This is a genomic window from Stenotrophomonas sp. SORGH_AS_0282, from assembly GCF_030818125.1.
GTDB classification, from domain to species: domain Bacteria; phylum Pseudomonadota; class Gammaproteobacteria; order Xanthomonadales; family Xanthomonadaceae; genus Stenotrophomonas; species Stenotrophomonas rhizophila_A.
This window is the reverse complement of sequence record NZ_JAUTAB010000001.1, coordinates 3,832,095-3,847,358: the sequence shown is the minus strand read 5'-3', so window position 1 is coordinate 3,847,358 and position 15,264 is coordinate 3,832,095. Positions and strand designations below refer to the sequence as shown.

Below are 15,264 nucleotides of genomic sequence, written 5' to 3'. Positions count from 1 at the left end.
ATCGTTCCGTTTTTCGAACGCTTGAATCGCACGAAAAGTCGCCCCCAACCCTTGACTGCGCACTCGCTTTCGACGGGTCGCGACCGTTCGTCGGACGCCTGCAACACCGGATCCTTGCGCCGCAAGGGATTGGCCTGATTCCCTACATTTGGCGTTGACGGCCCCCTACACCCCCACTATCTTGTGGCCGTCGGTCTCTTCGACCACAAGTCGAAGGGTCCAACGGGCCCAACGCCCACCGACAACCGCATGCCGTACAGGGTGCGGTGCTGGTAGCACCAGTCTCCGGGGGGAGATGACCGGTGACGCAAGGGGAATCGTCCGCAGCGCCAGTGCGCCGGTCGCGTCCCATGCGACACCGATAGTCCACCCTGAGCGCTGAGCGCATCGGCCCCACGCCTGCCCCGCAGGCGACCCTGCACCACCCCAAATCACGCCAAGAGGAAAACGCCGTGAGCACCGAAACCAGCGCAGCCACCGACCAGGAAAGCGAATTCCTGTTGACTTCGCCGCCGACCGCGACCGCCATGAGCGTGACCAAGCGCAACGGCACGACCGAACTGGTGGATCTGAACAAGATCGTGCGCGCGGTGCAGCGTTCGGCTGAAGGCCTGCATTCGGTCGACCCGATGCGCGTGGCCACCCGCACCATTTCCGGCCTGTACAACGGCGCCACTACCCAGGAACTGGACGAACTGTCCATCCGCACCGCCGCCCTGCTGATCGGTGAAGAGCCCGAGTACGGCCGCCTGGCCGCGCGCCTGCTGGCCAACTACATCGCCAAGGAAGTGTCGGGCCAGGAAATCCACGCCTTCTCGCAGTCGGTCGGCCGTGGCCACGAAGTGGGCCTGATCAACGACCGCCTGCTGAACTTCGTGCAGACCAACGCGCGCAAGCTCAACGATGCCATCGACCTCAGCCTCGACCTGAACTTCGACTACTTCGGCCTGCGTACCCTGTACGACCGCTACCTGCTGCGCCATCCGCACACCCGCAAGGTGATCGAGACCCCGCAGCAGTTCTTCCTGCGCATCGCCAGCGCGCTGAGCGAAGACGTGCCGGAAACCCTGGCCCTGTACAAGCGCATGGGCAACCTGGACTACCTGCCGTCCAGCCCGACCCTGTTCAATTCCGGCACCACCCACGAGCAGCTGTCCTCGTGCTTCCTGCTTGATTCGCCGCAGGATTCGCTGGAATCGATCTACTCCAAGTACGGCGACATCGCCCAGCTCTCCAAGTTCAGCGGCGGCATCGGCGTCAGCTACACCCGCGTGCGTTCGCGCGGCTCGCTGATCAAGTCCACCAACGGCCATTCCAACGGCATCGTGCCGTGGCTGAAGACCATGGACTCGTCCGTGGCCGCGGTGAACCAGGGCGGCAAGCGCAAGGGCGCGGCCTGCGTGTACCTGGAAACCTGGCACGCCGACATCGAAGACTTCCTCGAACTGCGTGACAACACCGGCGACGAATCGCGCCGTGCGCACAACCTCAACCTGGCCAACTGGGTGCCGGACCTGTTCATGAAGCGCGTCGAAGCCGACCAGGAATGGTCGCTGTTCGATCCGCGCGTGGTGCCCGAGTTCACCGACCTGTTCGGTGAAGCCTTCGAGGCCGCCTACCTGCAGGCCGAAGCACAGGGCAAGGCCAACCGCACCATTTCCGCGCGCAAGCTGTACTCGCGCATGATGCGTACCCTGGCCGAAACCGGCAACGGCTGGATGACCTTCAAGGACAAGTGCAACCGCGCCAGCAACCAGACCCTGCGTCCGGGCAACGTGATCCACCTGTCCAACCTGTGCACCGAAATCCTGGAGGTCACCTCCAACGATGAAACCGCCGTGTGCAACCTGGGTTCGATCAACCTGGGCAACCACTTCGACGAGCACAACGAGTTCAACTACGAAAAGCTGGCCGAAACCGTGCGCCTGGCCGTGCGCCAGCTCGACCGCGTGATCGACCTGAACTTCTACCCGATCGAAACCGCCCGCCGCGCCAACATGCGCTGGCGCCCGGTCGGCCTGGGCTGCATGGGCCTGCAGGACGTGTTCTTCCGCAAGCGCCTGCCGTTCGACAGCGCCGAAGCCCGCGCGCTGTCGAAGAAGATTGCCGAGACCATCTACTTCCACGCCCTGGAAACCTCGGTCGAACTGGCCCAGGAACGTGGCAAGCACCCGTCGTTCAACGACACCCGTGCGGCCAGCGGCGAACTGCAGTTCGACGCCTGGAACGTGGTGCCGGAAGACGGCGCGCGCTGGGACGCCCTGCGTGCCCGCATCAAGGAACACGGCCTGCGCAACTCGCTGATCATCGCCATTGCCCCGACCGCGACCATCGCCTCCATCGCCGGCTGCTACGAGTGCGTCGAGCCGCAGGTGTCCAACCTGTTCAAGCGCGAAACGCTGTCGGGCGACTTCCTGCAGGTGAACCGCTACCTGGTGAACGAGCTGAAGAAGCTCGGCCACTGGACCCCGGAAATGCGCGACACCATCAAGATGGCCGAAGGCTCCATCCAGGGTATCGCCCAGATCCCGGAAAGCCTGCGCCAGATCTACCGCACTGCGTGGGAACTGCCGATGCGTTCGCTGATCGACATGGCCGCCGACCGTGGCGCGTTCATCGACCAGTCCGCCTCGCTCAACCTGTTCATGGAAAGCCCGAACATCGGCGCGATGTCCTCCATGTACATGTACGCCTGGAAGCAGGGCATCAAGACCACCTACTACCTGCGTTCGCGTCCGGCCACCAAGATCGCCAAGACCACCATCAGCCACACCGCAGCGGCTGCCCCGGAAAAGGTGTTCAGCCCGGAAGAAGCCATCGCCTGCTCGCTGGAAAACCCGGAAGCCTGCGAAGCCTGCCAGTAATCCGCGGGCGCCCACCGCCCCGGTAGCGCCGGCCGTTGGCCGGCCTCGACCAACCGCAGCGCCGGGCTCTGCCCGGCCGCTCCACCGGCCCAACCGCCGGAACAAACACCCGGCAGGTGCCGACCGTTGGTCGGCACACACACCCGGTAGGTACCGACCGTTGGTCGGTACACCTCAGAAGGAAAGACCCACCATGGCCGACACCCGCAAGCAGATGCTGCTCGATCCCGGTTTTGAACTGACCCTGCGCCCGATGCGCTACCCGCAGTTCTATGACATGTATCGCAACGCGATCAAGAACACCTGGACCGTGGAAGAAATCAACTTCCAGATCGACATCAGCGACCTGCACACCAAGATGTCGCCGGGCGAGCGCCACCTGATCCACCGCCTGGTTGCCTTCTTCGCCACCGGCGACTCGATCGTGTCCAACAACCTGGTGCTGAACCTGTACCAGCACTTGAACGCGCCCGAAGCACGCATGTACCTGTCGCGCCAGCTGTACGAAGAAGCGCTGCACGTGCAGTTCTACCTGACCCTGCTGGACAACTACCTGCCGGACCCGGAAGAACGCTCGAAGGCGTTCTCGGCAGTGGAGAACATCGACTCCATCAAGAAGAAGGCCGACTTCTGCTTCAAGTGGATCGACTCCATCCAGGGCCTCACCCGCATCGAAACCCGCGACCAGCGTCGCCAGTTCCTGCTCAACCAGATCTGCTTCGCCGCCTGCATCGAAGGCCTGTTCTTCTTCGCCGCGTTCGCCTACGTGTACTACTTCCGTTCGCGTGGCCTGCTCAACGGCCTGGCCTCGGGCACCAACTGGGTGTTCCGCGACGAAAGCGCACACATGGACTTCGCCTTCGAATGCGTGGACGTCATCCGCGAGGAAGAACCGGACCTGTTCGACGATGAAATGAAGCGGCAGGTCTACGACATGCTGGCCGAAGCCATCGAAAGCGAAGTGCAGTTCGCCGAAGACGTGCTGTCCGGCGGCGTAGCCGGCATTTCCACCCGCGACATGCGCCAGTACCTGCAGCACTGCGCCGACAACCACTTCCACCGCCTCGGCATGGAAAAGAAGTACAACGTGCGCAACCCGCTGCCGTTCATGGAACTGCAGGACGTGCAGGAGCTGACCAACTTCTTCGAACGCCGCCCCTCGGCCTACCAGGTGGGCGTGCAGGGCGAAGTGTCCTTCGACATGTCGTTCTGATCCAAGCGCACCATGCGTACCAGAAAGCCCCGGCACTGCCGGGGCTTTTTGTTTGCGGGCGCTGCCGTATCATCCTCGTCGACCCCATCGCACGGCCCACCGCCATGACCGCCACCCCTGACGTCGTCCCGCCCACTGAAGTGCGCATGGCCGAAATCGTCTTCCCCAACCACACCAACCACATGGGCACCCTGTTCGGTGGCCAGGCATTGGCGTGGATGGACAAGGCCGCGTTCCTGGCCGCCGCGCGCTACTCGCGCCGCACCGTGGTCACCGCCCGCTCCGACCAGGTGGACTTCAAGCTGCCGATCAGCATCGGCCAGATGGTGGAAACCGTGGGCCGCATCGTCGAAGTGGGCCGCAGCTCGATGAAGGTGGAGGTGGAGCTCATCGCCGAAGACCTGCACACCGGCGAACGCAAGCTGTGCACCCGCGGCCACTTCGTCATGATCGCCCTGGACGAGAACCACAAGCCCACCGCCGTGCCTGCGCTGCCGGCCGATATCGCCGGACCCTGAACGGGCAGGGGCGATTGCGAACCCTCCAATCGCCCCCATCTAGCTGGCATGTCTACCCCACTGGCTGACTTCATCGACCGCGCCCGCCGCCTGTTCGTCCTCACCGGCGCCGGCTGCAGCACCGACTCGGGCATTCCCGATTACCGCGATGCCGACGGCCAGTGGAAGCGCACCCCACCGGTGAACTACCAGGATTTCATGGGCGAAGCGGCCACCCGCCAGCGCTACTGGGCGCGCAGCCTGCTCGGCTGGCCGCGCTTCGGCCAAGCCCAACCCAACGCCACCCACGCCGCACTGGCCGCGCTGGAAGCGCGTGGAAAGGTTGAAGTGCTGCTCACCCAGAACGTGGACTGCCTGCACCAGCGCGCCGGCAGCGCCGCGGTGATCGACCTGCACGGCCGCCTCGACCAGGTGCGCTGCATGGGCTGCGAAACCCGCAGCGGCCGCGAAGCTTTCCAGCAGGCGCTGCTCGCCGCCAACCCTGGCTGGGACCGCCTCGACGCCGCCCAGGCCCCGGATGGCGATGCCGACCTTGAAGGCGTGGATTTCAGCACCTTCAACGTGCCCGCGTGCCCCACCTGCGGCGGCATCCTCAAGCCGGACGTGGTGTTCTTCGGCGAAAACGTACCGCGCGCCCGCGTCGATGCCGTACACGCCCACCTGCAACAGGCAGACGCCGTCCTCGTGGTCGGCTCCTCCCTGATGGTCTATTCCGGCTACCGCTTCGTCCAGGCCGCCGCCAAGGCCGGCCTACCCGTAGCCGCCCTGAACATCGGCCGCACCCGAGCAGACGATCTCCTCACCCTCAAGGTAGAGCAGTCCTGCGCAGAAGCCCTGTCCTTCCTGCTCCCCACGACCACCCCCGCGTAGAGACACGCCATGCGTGTCTGGCCACACCGTTCCAAACAAACGGTTGCCTGCACCCCCGCTTCCGGGTGCAATAACCCCCCGGTTTCAACATCCCCCCGAGTCGCCCGCCCGTGAGCCAGCTTTTCTCCCCCGTAACCTTCGGACCGCTGACGCTGTCCAACCGCATCGTCATCGCCCCGATGTGCCAGTACTCCTCCACCGACGGCCTGGCCAACGACTGGCACCGCCAGCACCTGGGCATGCTGGCCCAATCCGGCGCCGGCCTGCTCATCCTCGAAGCCACCGCCGTGCTGCCGGAAGGGCGCATCAGCTACGCCGACCTGGGCCTGTGGGACGACGCCACCGAAGCCGCCCTCACCGACGTGATCGCCTCGGTGAAGCGCTGGTCGCCGATGCCGGTGGGCGTGCAGCTCGCGCATGCTGGTCGCAAGGCCTCCTCCGCACGCCCGTGGGATGGCGGTGGCCCGCTGCCGCCGACCGACCCGAACGGCTGGACCGTGAAAGCCCCCTCGGCGCTGCCGTTCACCGCCAACGGTCCCACGCCCGAAGCGCTGGATGAAGCCGGCATCGACGCCGTGGTGGAGGCCTTCGCCGTGGCCGCCAAGCGCGCCGAGCGCGCCGGCCTGGACCTGATCGAACTGCACGCCGCGCACGGCTACCTGCTGCACCAGTTCCTCTCCCCGCTCAGCAACAAGCGCCAGGACGAGTACGGCGGCTCGCTGGAAAACCGCATGCGCCTGCTGATCCGCGTGTTCGACGCCGTGCGCGCGGCGGTCTCCGACCGCATCAGCGTAGGCGTGCGCATTTCCGCCAGCGACTGGGTCGACGGCGGCTGGGACATCGAACAGAGCACCACCCTCGCGCAGATCCTCGATCTGTGCGGCTGCCAGTTCCTGCACGTCTCCAGCGGCGGTCTCGACGCACGCCAGAAGATCGCCCTCGAGCCCGGCTACCAGGTACCGTTCGCCGCCGCGATCAAGGCAGCCAAGGTGCGCATGCCGGTCATCGCCGTTGGCCTGATCACCGATCCGGCCCAGGCCGAATCGATCCTGCGCCACAACCACGCCGACGCCGTCGCACTGGCCCGCGGCATCCTCTACGAACCGCGCTGGCCGTGGCACGCCGCCGCCGCCCTCGGCGACTCCATCACCCCCGCCCCGCAGTACCTGCGCTGCGAACCGCGCGAAGCCCGCGGCGTATTCACCGCCCCGTCTGCTTGATTGAATCGGTAGCGCACGACCGTTGGTCGTGCGCCGCCTGATCTCACGCAACATCCACCCGCCACGCGGCCGGCAACCCCTCCACCACGTGCTGCATCAACGCCCGCACCTTGGGCGTCAAATCCCTTCGATCACTCACACACAAAAACAACCGCATCGGCTCCGGCGACGTCCGCGCCCCATCGCCCGACGCAAATAACACCTGCAACTCCCCGCGCGCCAACCAAGGCGCCGCCACGAACGCTGCCAGCCGCGCAATGCCACCGCCAGCGGCCGCCATCGCCGCCAACGCATCAATGTCATCCGACACCAGCGCCGGCCGCATCTCCGCCTCGAAGCGGATCCCATCGCGCACGAATCCCCACGGCAACAACCGCCCATCCACCGGATAGCGGAACACCAGGCAACGGTACTCGCGCAGCTCCTCCGGTGTCGCCGGCACCCCCGCCTGCGCCAAGTAAGAAGGCGCCGCACACACCTGGAACGGCACCTGCGCAATCGCCCGCGCCACCAGGCCTTCCACCAGCTGCGGCTCGATCCGGAAACTCACATCCACATCTTCATGCGCGTGGTCCACGCTGCGGTCGGCCAGCAGCAGCTCGATCGACAACCGCGGATAGCGCGCCTGCAACGCCGGCAGCATCGGCGCCAGCACATGCCGACCAAACGCGGAAGTGCTGGCAATGCGCAGGCGACCATGCGGTGTGGCTTCGGGATCGGTCACCGCCGCCTGAGCCCGTTGCAGGTCGCGCTCGATATGCCGCACCTCGGCCAGGTACAGCGCGCCGCGCTCGGTCAGCGCCAACGTGCGCGTGGTGCGGTTGAACAGGCGCACGCCCAGATGCGTCTCCAGCCGCGCGATGTTCTGGCCCACCGCCGCCGGGCTGATCCCCAGCGTGCGCGCCGCCGCTGCCAGGCTGCCAGGCTGCCGGCATCGGCGGTGCGGATGAAACTGCGGATTGACTGCAGAATGTTCATGCTGGCGCCAATTCTGGCCGGTCATTGCAAAGAATTACTTTATAAAGAGCCAACGCCCGGCGGTCTACCCGCACCTGGCCCCGCTGACTATCGTGCCGGTCCCGCAACCGCTGGTTGCCGCCCACTGGACCCCTGATGTCGCAACAAGTTCAAACCCTGGCCACCGCCCGCTGGAAGCTCGGCGCCCGCGCCACCCCGTACGTCTTTGCCTTCTTCATGGCCTCCATCATGGCCATGCTGATGTGCCTGGTGATCACCGCCGCCAACGCCGGCATCAACGCCGACTTCCCCATGCGCGTACTCGGCGCCTACCAGCTCGCCATGCCCACCGCGTTCTGCTGCGTGCTGCTGGTGCGGCCGGTGGTGATGCGGCTGGTGGCGCTGACCGTGCATCCGGCGCGCTGACGGTTGATGAAAACATTCGAAATCCAGGTTTCGATTGATTCTTCACACACCAGTACGCCCAACACAGATTTGCGTTTGCGTTGGCCGCACATTCGGTCTGCGGCAACAACGCCGCAGACCTGAGGGATGTTGATATGAACTACAAGAACGTAGCCTTCCTGTGTCTTACTCTCTTTAGTGCAAACGCATACGCAGACTGCCCGGGTACGTCCCCGATAGACAGGCAGCTGAGCCTTGCGGAAGAGTCAGCGGCTCCCATCCAAAGCGAGGCCGGTCTACTGGACTACCTCAACGCCATGCCGCAGAACTCCCCCCTCCGGGCGTTCAGTGATGATGCGATGGCAAGCTTCGTCGCATCTCTCCGATTCAACGAGAAGGGCCTGACCAGCTTCTCAACCATCGAAATGGAGCGCGAACTGACGTTGGGCCAAGCCTACGACGTGCTATCCCTGCTGGGCGCGCAACGCTCAGCCCGCCGCCTCCCTATCCCGATTCAGGGAGAGCGGGACTCGGAAATCATGAAGATGCTGAGTCCTCGCTGTGAGGACCATCATTACAGCTATCAGTGCGTAGGTACTGGCACCTGCAAAACGTCGGCCAGTTCCATCTGCACCCCAAAGTGCTGACCGCGTGCAGGCTCTTCTGCTGATGACAGTGCTGTTGTCGGCCTTGCCAAAGTCCGATAGCAGCACTTCTACGCTTTACGATACGGTGCGGGACATCGAGAGTAGGCCGGAAACAGATGATGACCGCCTACGGATCATGCGTCATGCCTATGACGAAGGCATACCTCCCGCACTGAGAAGCTTGGAATGCGACTCCATACCCATCGATAGGCGGGAGGATCTGTTCCTTGCGACGCATCTGGTCGTAGTCCACAGGCCGGATGCTTTACTTGTCGATCGCCTCATCTGCCTCCATGACGCAATCGTGGCGACGAACAACGCGCGTCCATACCATCACCACAGGGTGCATGGGGTGTTGGTGGCGTCCAGGCGTTTCAGCGCGGCCAATCAGCTCCGCAGCAAATTTGGTATCTCGGTTTCCGAGCTTCCAGCCCTGGAGCTGGCAGGTGGTACCGGACCGCGCCGCCTGCTTCTCAGCGAAGATGGCGTCACGGACGTACCTTGGCCCAACCAGGAAGGGTGGCAGATCGTGGCGGTAGTACATCCGCACTGCGCGCCTTCCCAGCGGGCGATGTCGAAAGTGATGGACGGCAGCACGTGGTCGTGGATGCTACCCATGCTGACATTGCTGGTCCCCGCAGGCTCTGCATGGGAGGAGGGCGAGATGCGCAAATGGAACGCGCACTACCCAACCCACCCGATGGCAGCAGAGGTGCCTGGACGTACGCCGAAGGGTGTGGCAACCAACGAGACGCCGGTGTTTCATCTACTACAGAATGGCCGGGTCATTGATACCCTTCGCGGAATGCCGGAGGATGGTGAAGTCCTGGAGGCTTGGCGGAGCCGAGTGGTTGAAGAGCCGATGGAGCGACGACGATCTCCATAGTTACATCTGATAACACCATTTCGCCTCGGAAGCCGCTGGCATAGACTTCATCCATGCGCCCTGATTCCATCCTCACCCTCTCATGCCCGGACCGTACCGGCATCGTTTACCGCGTTTCCGGCCTGCTGTTCGAGCAGGGCTGCAACATTTTGGATGCGCAGCAGTTCGGCGATGACGAAAGCGGCCGGTTCTTCCTGCGCGTGCATTTCGACCGCGACCCGCGCCAGCCCATCGACACCATCCAGACCCGTATGACCGGGCTGGCCACCGACTTCAAGATGGACTGGCAGCTGCACGACGCCCGCCGCCGTGCGCGCCTGCTGGTGCTGGTGAGCAAGCAGGGGCACTGCCTCAACGACCTGCTGTTCCGCGCGCACAGCCGCCAGCTGCAGGTGGACATCGCCGCAGTGGCCTCCAACCACGAAGACTTCGGCCCCCTGGCCGGTTCCTACGGCATTCCGTTCCACCACCTGCCGGTGAATGCAGACAACCGGGAAGTGCAGGAACAACAGATCATCGATCTGGTCGAACGCGAACAGATCGACCTGGTAGTGCTGGCGCGCTACATGCAGATCCTCTCACCGCGCCTGTGCCAGGCACTGGCCGGCCGCGCGATCAACATCCACCACAGCTTCCTGCCAAGCTTCAAGGGCGCGCAGCCGTACCACCAGGCCCACGCGCGCGGCGTAAAGATCATCGGCGCAACGGCCCACTACGTCACCTCCGATCTCGACGAAGGCCCGATCATCGAACAGGACGTGGCACGGGTGGACCACGCCATGACGCCCCGCGATCTCGTCCGCCTCGGCAGCGACACCGAATCGCAGGTACTGGCGCGTGCCGTACGCAGGCACGTAGAGCACCGCATCATCCTCAACGGGCACCGCACCGTTGTATTCAGGTAACCGATGGGGCGGCTCCTCCTGCTGGGCGCCTTTCGGCTGCAAGGCGCCACAACGCGCAATGTGCATACGGCTACGATAAAGCCACCGCCCAACTGCGACCGCCCCCATGATCGACCACCTGGATCACCTCGTGCTGACCACATCCGCAGAAGAGGCCACTACCCACTTCTACGTCAACGTCTTGGGGATGACCCTGGAAACGTTCGGAGCGGGCAGAAAGGCCTTCCGGTTTGGCAACCAGAAGATCAATCTGCACATAAAGGGGCATGAGGTTGAACCCAAGGCGCACCTACCTGTGCCGGGCTCCCTGGACCTCTGCTTCATTGCCGCAGTACCGTTGGATCAGGTCATCCAGAAGCTAGGCAGCAACTCCGTGAAGATCGAACAGGGCCCCGTCGAGCGCACCGGTGCATTGGGCAAGATCCGATCTGTGTATGTCCGGGACCCCGAACTCAACCTGATAGAGATCTCCGAGTACCTCCCTGCGAACTAGCCGGTCGGTTCTGAGCCAGACTACAGGTCACAGATACTGGGCCGCGCCGTCCGCAGGCATGCTCGATGGACACCGTGCCGCAGTCTTCTGATAGCGACCCCCACAGTCGCAAAAGACCCGGTAGCGCCGGCCGTTGGCCGGCCTTCACGATACCGGCAGAAAACCGTGCGGTAGTGCCGGCCCCCAGGCGGCACCGCACGGAGAATGGAGCGCCACCGCACCACCACGGAGTCAAAAGTGTTCGCACCCTACTGGGCAGAATTCCTAAGCCTGGCGATAGTCCACCTGCTTGCTGTCATAGCCCCAGGCCCAGACTTCGCAGTAGCCGTCCGCCAAAGCGTCCGCTTCGGCCGAAAAGCAGGCATCTACACCTCGCTGGGAATAGGCGCAGGCATCTCGGTCCATGTCCTCTACACCCTCATCGGCGTAGGCGCACTCCTGCACACAACCCCCTGGCTGATGACAGCAGCCAAGTGGCTCGGCGCGGCCTACATCTTCTACCTCGGCATCAAGTTCCTCCGCAGCAAGCCCAGCACGGGCGGCGAGGCCACTCCCGACGGGCCGAGTGAGACTGCGCAGCAATCCCCCAGGCAAGCCTTCGTCATCGGCTTCATGACCAACGCCACCAACCCCAAGGCGACCCTGTTCTTCCTGGCTGTGTTCACCACACTGGTCAGCGCAAAGACACCGCTCCCCGTGCAGATGCTCTACGGCCTGTGGATGTGCCTGGTCAACGCGGCATGGTTCGTCCTGGTCAGCGTAGCGCTCTCCACAGCAGCCGTACGCCAGCGCTTCATGCGCGCCAGCCACTGGTTCGAGCGAGTAATGGGCGTGCTGCTGATCGGGTTTGCGCTGCGACTGGTGTTCATGGCGTAACACGAACTCGGCCGAGGGTAGGGCGGAGACACGCCGGCGTGTCTCCAATGCCTCAACTACAGCCGGACTCCAGACGTGCGAGCCCCCAGCTACTCGCTCAACGCGTCCGGACGGCTCTTCTTCGGCTTGTGCTTCTGATACCGGTACGGCAACGGCACCGGCGTCTCATCCAGCGTCAACGTAACGCGCCCGGGTGTCACTTCTACAAACACACGATGACCGGTCTTGAACCCCAACCGCTCCAACCACACTCCGCACAGCGACAGGTAGGGAATGGACAGGTCCGGCGGCAGGATGTTGCCGGCAGGGTGCCGCAGGGCGGAAATGCGTAGGCTCTTGGGCTGATACCAGCCGATGCCAACCTGCTGGCTGGGATCGTTGCATGAATCCATCTTTGAACTGCGCATGCGTCTACTCCATCGGAAGTACTCCCTTGTCGGCGACAAGGGAGTCGGGAGGTTGATATCCGTTAGACCATCGGCGTGACTTATTTCCCAAGGGGGTGTTGTATTCGCCACCCTCCCGACGCAGAACTTCATGCTTTCATGGGTCTAACAAGGGGATATCAAGCCCCGAATCCAGACGATGCACAGCTGCTCAAGCAAAGAGAAGTTGATACTTGGCCAGCATACCGACATGTTCGATTCATTGGGTCAATGGTGTGACGCAATTGAGCCGGCACTAAGGTCCCCAGGGCCTCGGTGAAACGCATTTCCTGAAACTAAGGGCATCCAATCGTGCGCAACGGACCGACTCAATGACCGGACCGCGATAGAAGAGAGGACGCAAACAACCCCTGTTGCGCGGAACCTTGCACCGCCACTTGGAAGCAGCAGAGACGTTTGTATGAATACCGTTGGTTGGACTGGTCAGAACTCGATCCGGCTATGTGGTGCACATTGCAAAAACTCAGATTTCAGTGGAGGGTCCTCTTGGTTGGCAGTCATTGGGTAACAAGCCCCATGTCAGCAATCCACAGCGCAGCCAGCGCTGTCATGCTCTCAGGCAGCCACCTTCAAGCGCTCACGGGCAAGGCGGACAAACTGCTCATAGACCGGAACAAACGCTCGGGCTGCCTCGTTGAGGACACGCGCGCTTTCGATTATGTGCTCGGGTCGTGGGCCTCCTCGCTGCCGCCATGGATAAACGGTTCGCCATCCCTCGTTGCCGTCGTGCGGAACAGTCTCCCTGGCAAAGACAAATGCCAAGGAGCGCGCTGCTGCGTACAAGACGGCGCGCGAATCTTCCAAGGAAGCGTCTATAAATTCATAGTTTGGGTTGTCCCAGTCTTCGACAAATCGGTTCAGAGGCTGCAGCCATTCGGACCGGTAGTCAGCATCGAAGTTGGCTTCGCGAAGGAGCTTGACCGTTGGGTCAAATGGAAGATCCAATTGAAACTTATCAAAAAGGACCAGATCATGCGCTGCGACCGCAGGCTCTGCGTTATCTGAACGAGCCACCATTACCTCATTCCGCGCTGCTGGGGAGTCAGCATTTAGATAAGCAAGGAGACCAACCACTGCTGGTAAAAAGGCAGTGACCGAGGAGAACGAAAGCGAGTTTCCATCTAGAACCTCGATGAAGCACCAAACGCCGGGGACCAATGCCGCCAGGATGGTAACTACAAGAAGCAGCGTGCGCATTCGCCTTCTCCTATATGTTATCGGTTGTTTCCACTTATAATAGCCACGAGCCACGGGACTAGGCTTGGCGAAATTTTCGAGGTGAGGCGTTTCACAAACCGGACCGTTGACCTGCATTCACGAGATCGGCAAGTGTAGTCGGACTCTGGAGATCTCGGCAGGCATGAGCCCACCAATTAGATAAGATGTCTCGGAGGGTAAAATGCGCAGCGGACCAGTTCTCGCGCTTGACTTGGCTCGCGAATATGCATCAGCCACCGAACCACTGTTGGATCGTGCCAGTGGAGTGCAGTACACCGCCATCTTTCTTGACCCCAACCCCGAGGTTGCCCGATCTGAGCCTTTGGTCTGGCCCTTACTACGCGCAAGCTATGCTCTCAGCCTCTTGGAACGAAGCCACCTTGCCTGCGTTGTAACACTCGCGAGGAATCATCGCTGGCTCAGCGGAGTACTTAGTAGCTACCAGTCCAGCAATTTATTAGCATTCGCAGCCTGCCTGAGGGGATTTCTTGAGGCCGCTGCAGATAGTCATGACGTGCTGCAGCACCTTCCCCAAACCTTGGTGGAAGGCCGTGACTTCCTCTATATGGCGCTGCACCAACCCGCCCTCGTGAAGCAAGAATTTGCCTTCGGTGACCTTGAAGACCGCTTGATCCACTTTGCCTTCGCCCAAAGGCAGGCGAGGGGCGCCGGCGCCCCGCCGACCCACGAAGCCAAAGGCAATGGTGATTACATCCGACAAGTTCAACGCTTCGGCGTACAAGGAGCGATCGAGCTGTACGGCGAGTTGTGTGAGCTGACGCATCCAGCGGCTCCGTCGGTCAGTTGTTTCCTGGATGCGACTCCGTGCAGCTACTCCCTGAACTTCCGTAGAGACCAGCACTGCATCAAGAGCCTACTGGAGCGTCACGCCGAGGCCCTAGTGAAGCTACTTATGTACAGTTTCAATCCTGCGCTTACAGGGCTCGCATTCCTGGCGAGGTTGGTTCCTGATTGGCCTGCGCCAAGCGACAGAAGCCTGCAAGGAATTGCGCTTGCGAGGCGAAACCTCCCGCTTTTTGATGAGCTCCCTGTGCGATTCGGGTCGCCGACGTCGGTTTTGTCATTTCAGCAATCATTGGCCGATTTGGTGAAGAGAGCGCCTAGTCCAACGTAATATCTAATCAAGGGTAGGCTCGCCATGGCAACTACTCATTCCCGCTGACAAGTAGATGAAAGCAAAGGAACATCGCTCGTGGTCAGCAATTCGCTGAGCGTCAGGGTATTCCACCACCAAGGTGAGATCACGAGCTAACCACTGCTCATCAGCCCGCTGCGGGGGCTCCCTCCAATTGGATTGGCTGCATTCGGTCGACGAACCCGGCCATCCGCCTCTTGCTGCTATTTCGTTGGAAATGGCAATTGCAATGGTCAATAGACGCCCATCAAGGAACATCCGCGCACGAGCGTATCGGGCCAGCGGTCATCCGTAACACCAGTTTTCAGTCAAGCGAACACTTCACTAGCGGCCCGGCCCGAGAGAGATAGGGCTCTGGGCCCAGTGTCCGTTGTTTGGATAGTCCTATCCGACAGATGACGACGGACTTGGCGCCACGCTCAAACGATTGCGACGCCGAGTCGGTGAGGTACGCCGTCGAGTAGACACAACGCCCCCGAGTGGAGAGGCCTGGATTGGCGCATCCTTACCCCCTCCGATCTACACCCATAAATATGCGAAATGCGCTCAAGTAAGCACGAGTAGCTCTCTACACAGTGCAGCCAGACTTG

Annotated in this window: 14 protein-coding genes and 1 pseudogene; 11 read left to right on the top strand and 4 right to left on the bottom strand. The window is 62.4% G+C overall.

What is annotated here, in order from left to right; genetic code table 11:
* The first annotated feature begins 452 nt into the window (after positions 1-452).
* From QE395_RS17475 to QE395_RS17455, 5 genes are all read left to right on the top strand, one after another.
* Complete coding sequence (locus tag QE395_RS17475) at positions 453-2,864, top strand: ribonucleoside-diphosphate reductase subunit alpha (protein ID WP_068848405.1); 2,412 nt, start codon at positions 453-455, stop codon at positions 2,862-2,864.
* 193 nt (positions 2,865-3,057) lie between these two features.
* A complete protein-coding gene (locus QE395_RS17470) occupies positions 3,058-4,077 on the top strand; it encodes a ribonucleotide-diphosphate reductase subunit beta (protein ID WP_306990079.1) in 1,020 nt (339 codons plus the stop codon).
* 104 nt (positions 4,078-4,181) lie between these two features.
* Positions 4,182-4,595: an acyl-CoA thioesterase gene (locus QE395_RS17465; protein WP_068848408.1), complete on the top strand. Its 414-nt coding sequence runs from the start codon at positions 4,182-4,184 to the stop codon at positions 4,593-4,595.
* 48 nt (positions 4,596-4,643) lie between these two features.
* On the top strand, positions 4,644-5,465 hold the full coding sequence (locus QE395_RS17460; RefSeq protein WP_306990076.1) for an NAD-dependent protein deacetylase: 822 nt from the start codon (positions 4,644-4,646) through the stop codon (positions 5,463-5,465).
* A gap of 110 nt (positions 5,466-5,575) precedes the next feature.
* Positions 5,576-6,685: an NADH:flavin oxidoreductase/NADH oxidase gene (locus QE395_RS17455; protein ID WP_184126208.1), complete on the top strand. Its 1,110-nt coding sequence runs from the start codon at positions 5,576-5,578 to the stop codon at positions 6,683-6,685.
* A gap of 43 nt (positions 6,686-6,728) precedes the next feature.
* On the opposite strand, the pseudogene QE395_RS17450 reads toward QE395_RS17455, so the two are convergent.
* Positions 6,729-7,663: pseudogene (locus QE395_RS17450) on the bottom strand (LysR substrate-binding domain-containing protein).
* 135 nt (positions 7,664-7,798) lie between these two features.
* On the opposite strand from QE395_RS17450, the gene QE395_RS17445 reads away from it, so the two are divergent.
* From QE395_RS17445 to QE395_RS17420, 6 genes are all read left to right on the top strand, one after another.
* Complete coding sequence (locus QE395_RS17445; RefSeq protein WP_306990075.1) at positions 7,799-8,068, top strand: DUF2798 domain-containing protein; 270 nt, start codon at positions 7,799-7,801, stop codon at positions 8,066-8,068.
* A gap of 134 nt (positions 8,069-8,202) precedes the next feature.
* Positions 8,203-8,694 (top strand): hypothetical protein, encoded by a 492-nt coding sequence (locus QE395_RS17440; RefSeq protein ID WP_249833505.1) that lies wholly within the window; start codon positions 8,203-8,205, stop codon positions 8,692-8,694.
* A gap of 22 nt (positions 8,695-8,716) precedes the next feature.
* Positions 8,717-9,580 carry a hypothetical protein gene (locus QE395_RS17435; protein ID WP_141236176.1) on the top strand — a complete coding sequence of 288 codons (864 nt, stop codon included), beginning with the start codon at positions 8,717-8,719 and terminating at the stop codon, positions 9,578-9,580.
* Between the two features lie 53 nt (positions 9,581-9,633).
* A complete protein-coding gene (gene purU, locus QE395_RS17430; protein ID WP_095362531.1) occupies positions 9,634-10,485 on the top strand; it encodes a formyltetrahydrofolate deformylase in 852 nt (283 codons plus the stop codon).
* Positions 10,486-10,591: 106 nt separating this feature from the next.
* Positions 10,592-10,978, top strand: a complete 387-nt coding sequence (locus QE395_RS17425; RefSeq protein WP_093535145.1) for a VOC family protein — start codon at positions 10,592-10,594, stop codon at positions 10,976-10,978.
* A 237-nt stretch (positions 10,979-11,215) separates the two neighbouring features.
* Entirely contained in the window at positions 11,216-11,854 is a 639-nt protein-coding gene (locus QE395_RS17420; RefSeq protein WP_306990067.1) for a LysE family translocator, read from the top strand.
* A gap of 89 nt (positions 11,855-11,943) precedes the next feature.
* Here the strand turns inward: QE395_RS17420 and QE395_RS17415 are convergent, their stop codons facing one another.
* The 3 genes from QE395_RS17415 to QE395_RS17405 all read right to left on the bottom strand — a co-directional run bounded on the left by QE395_RS17415 (position 11,944) and on the right by QE395_RS17405 (position 14,302).
* A complete protein-coding gene (locus QE395_RS17415) occupies positions 11,944-12,261 on the bottom strand; it encodes a SymE family type I addiction module toxin (protein WP_176472569.1) in 318 nt (105 codons plus the stop codon).
* Positions 12,262-12,855: 594 nt separating this feature from the next.
* Positions 12,856-13,497: a hypothetical protein gene (locus tag QE395_RS17410; protein ID WP_306990064.1), complete on the bottom strand. Its 642-nt coding sequence runs from the start codon at positions 13,495-13,497 to the stop codon at positions 12,856-12,858.
* A 478-nt stretch (positions 13,498-13,975) separates the two neighbouring features.
* On the bottom strand, positions 13,976-14,302 hold the full coding sequence (locus tag QE395_RS17405; protein WP_306990061.1) for a hypothetical protein: 327 nt from the start codon (positions 14,300-14,302) through the stop codon (positions 13,976-13,978).
* Positions 14,303-15,264: the final 962 nt, after the last annotated feature.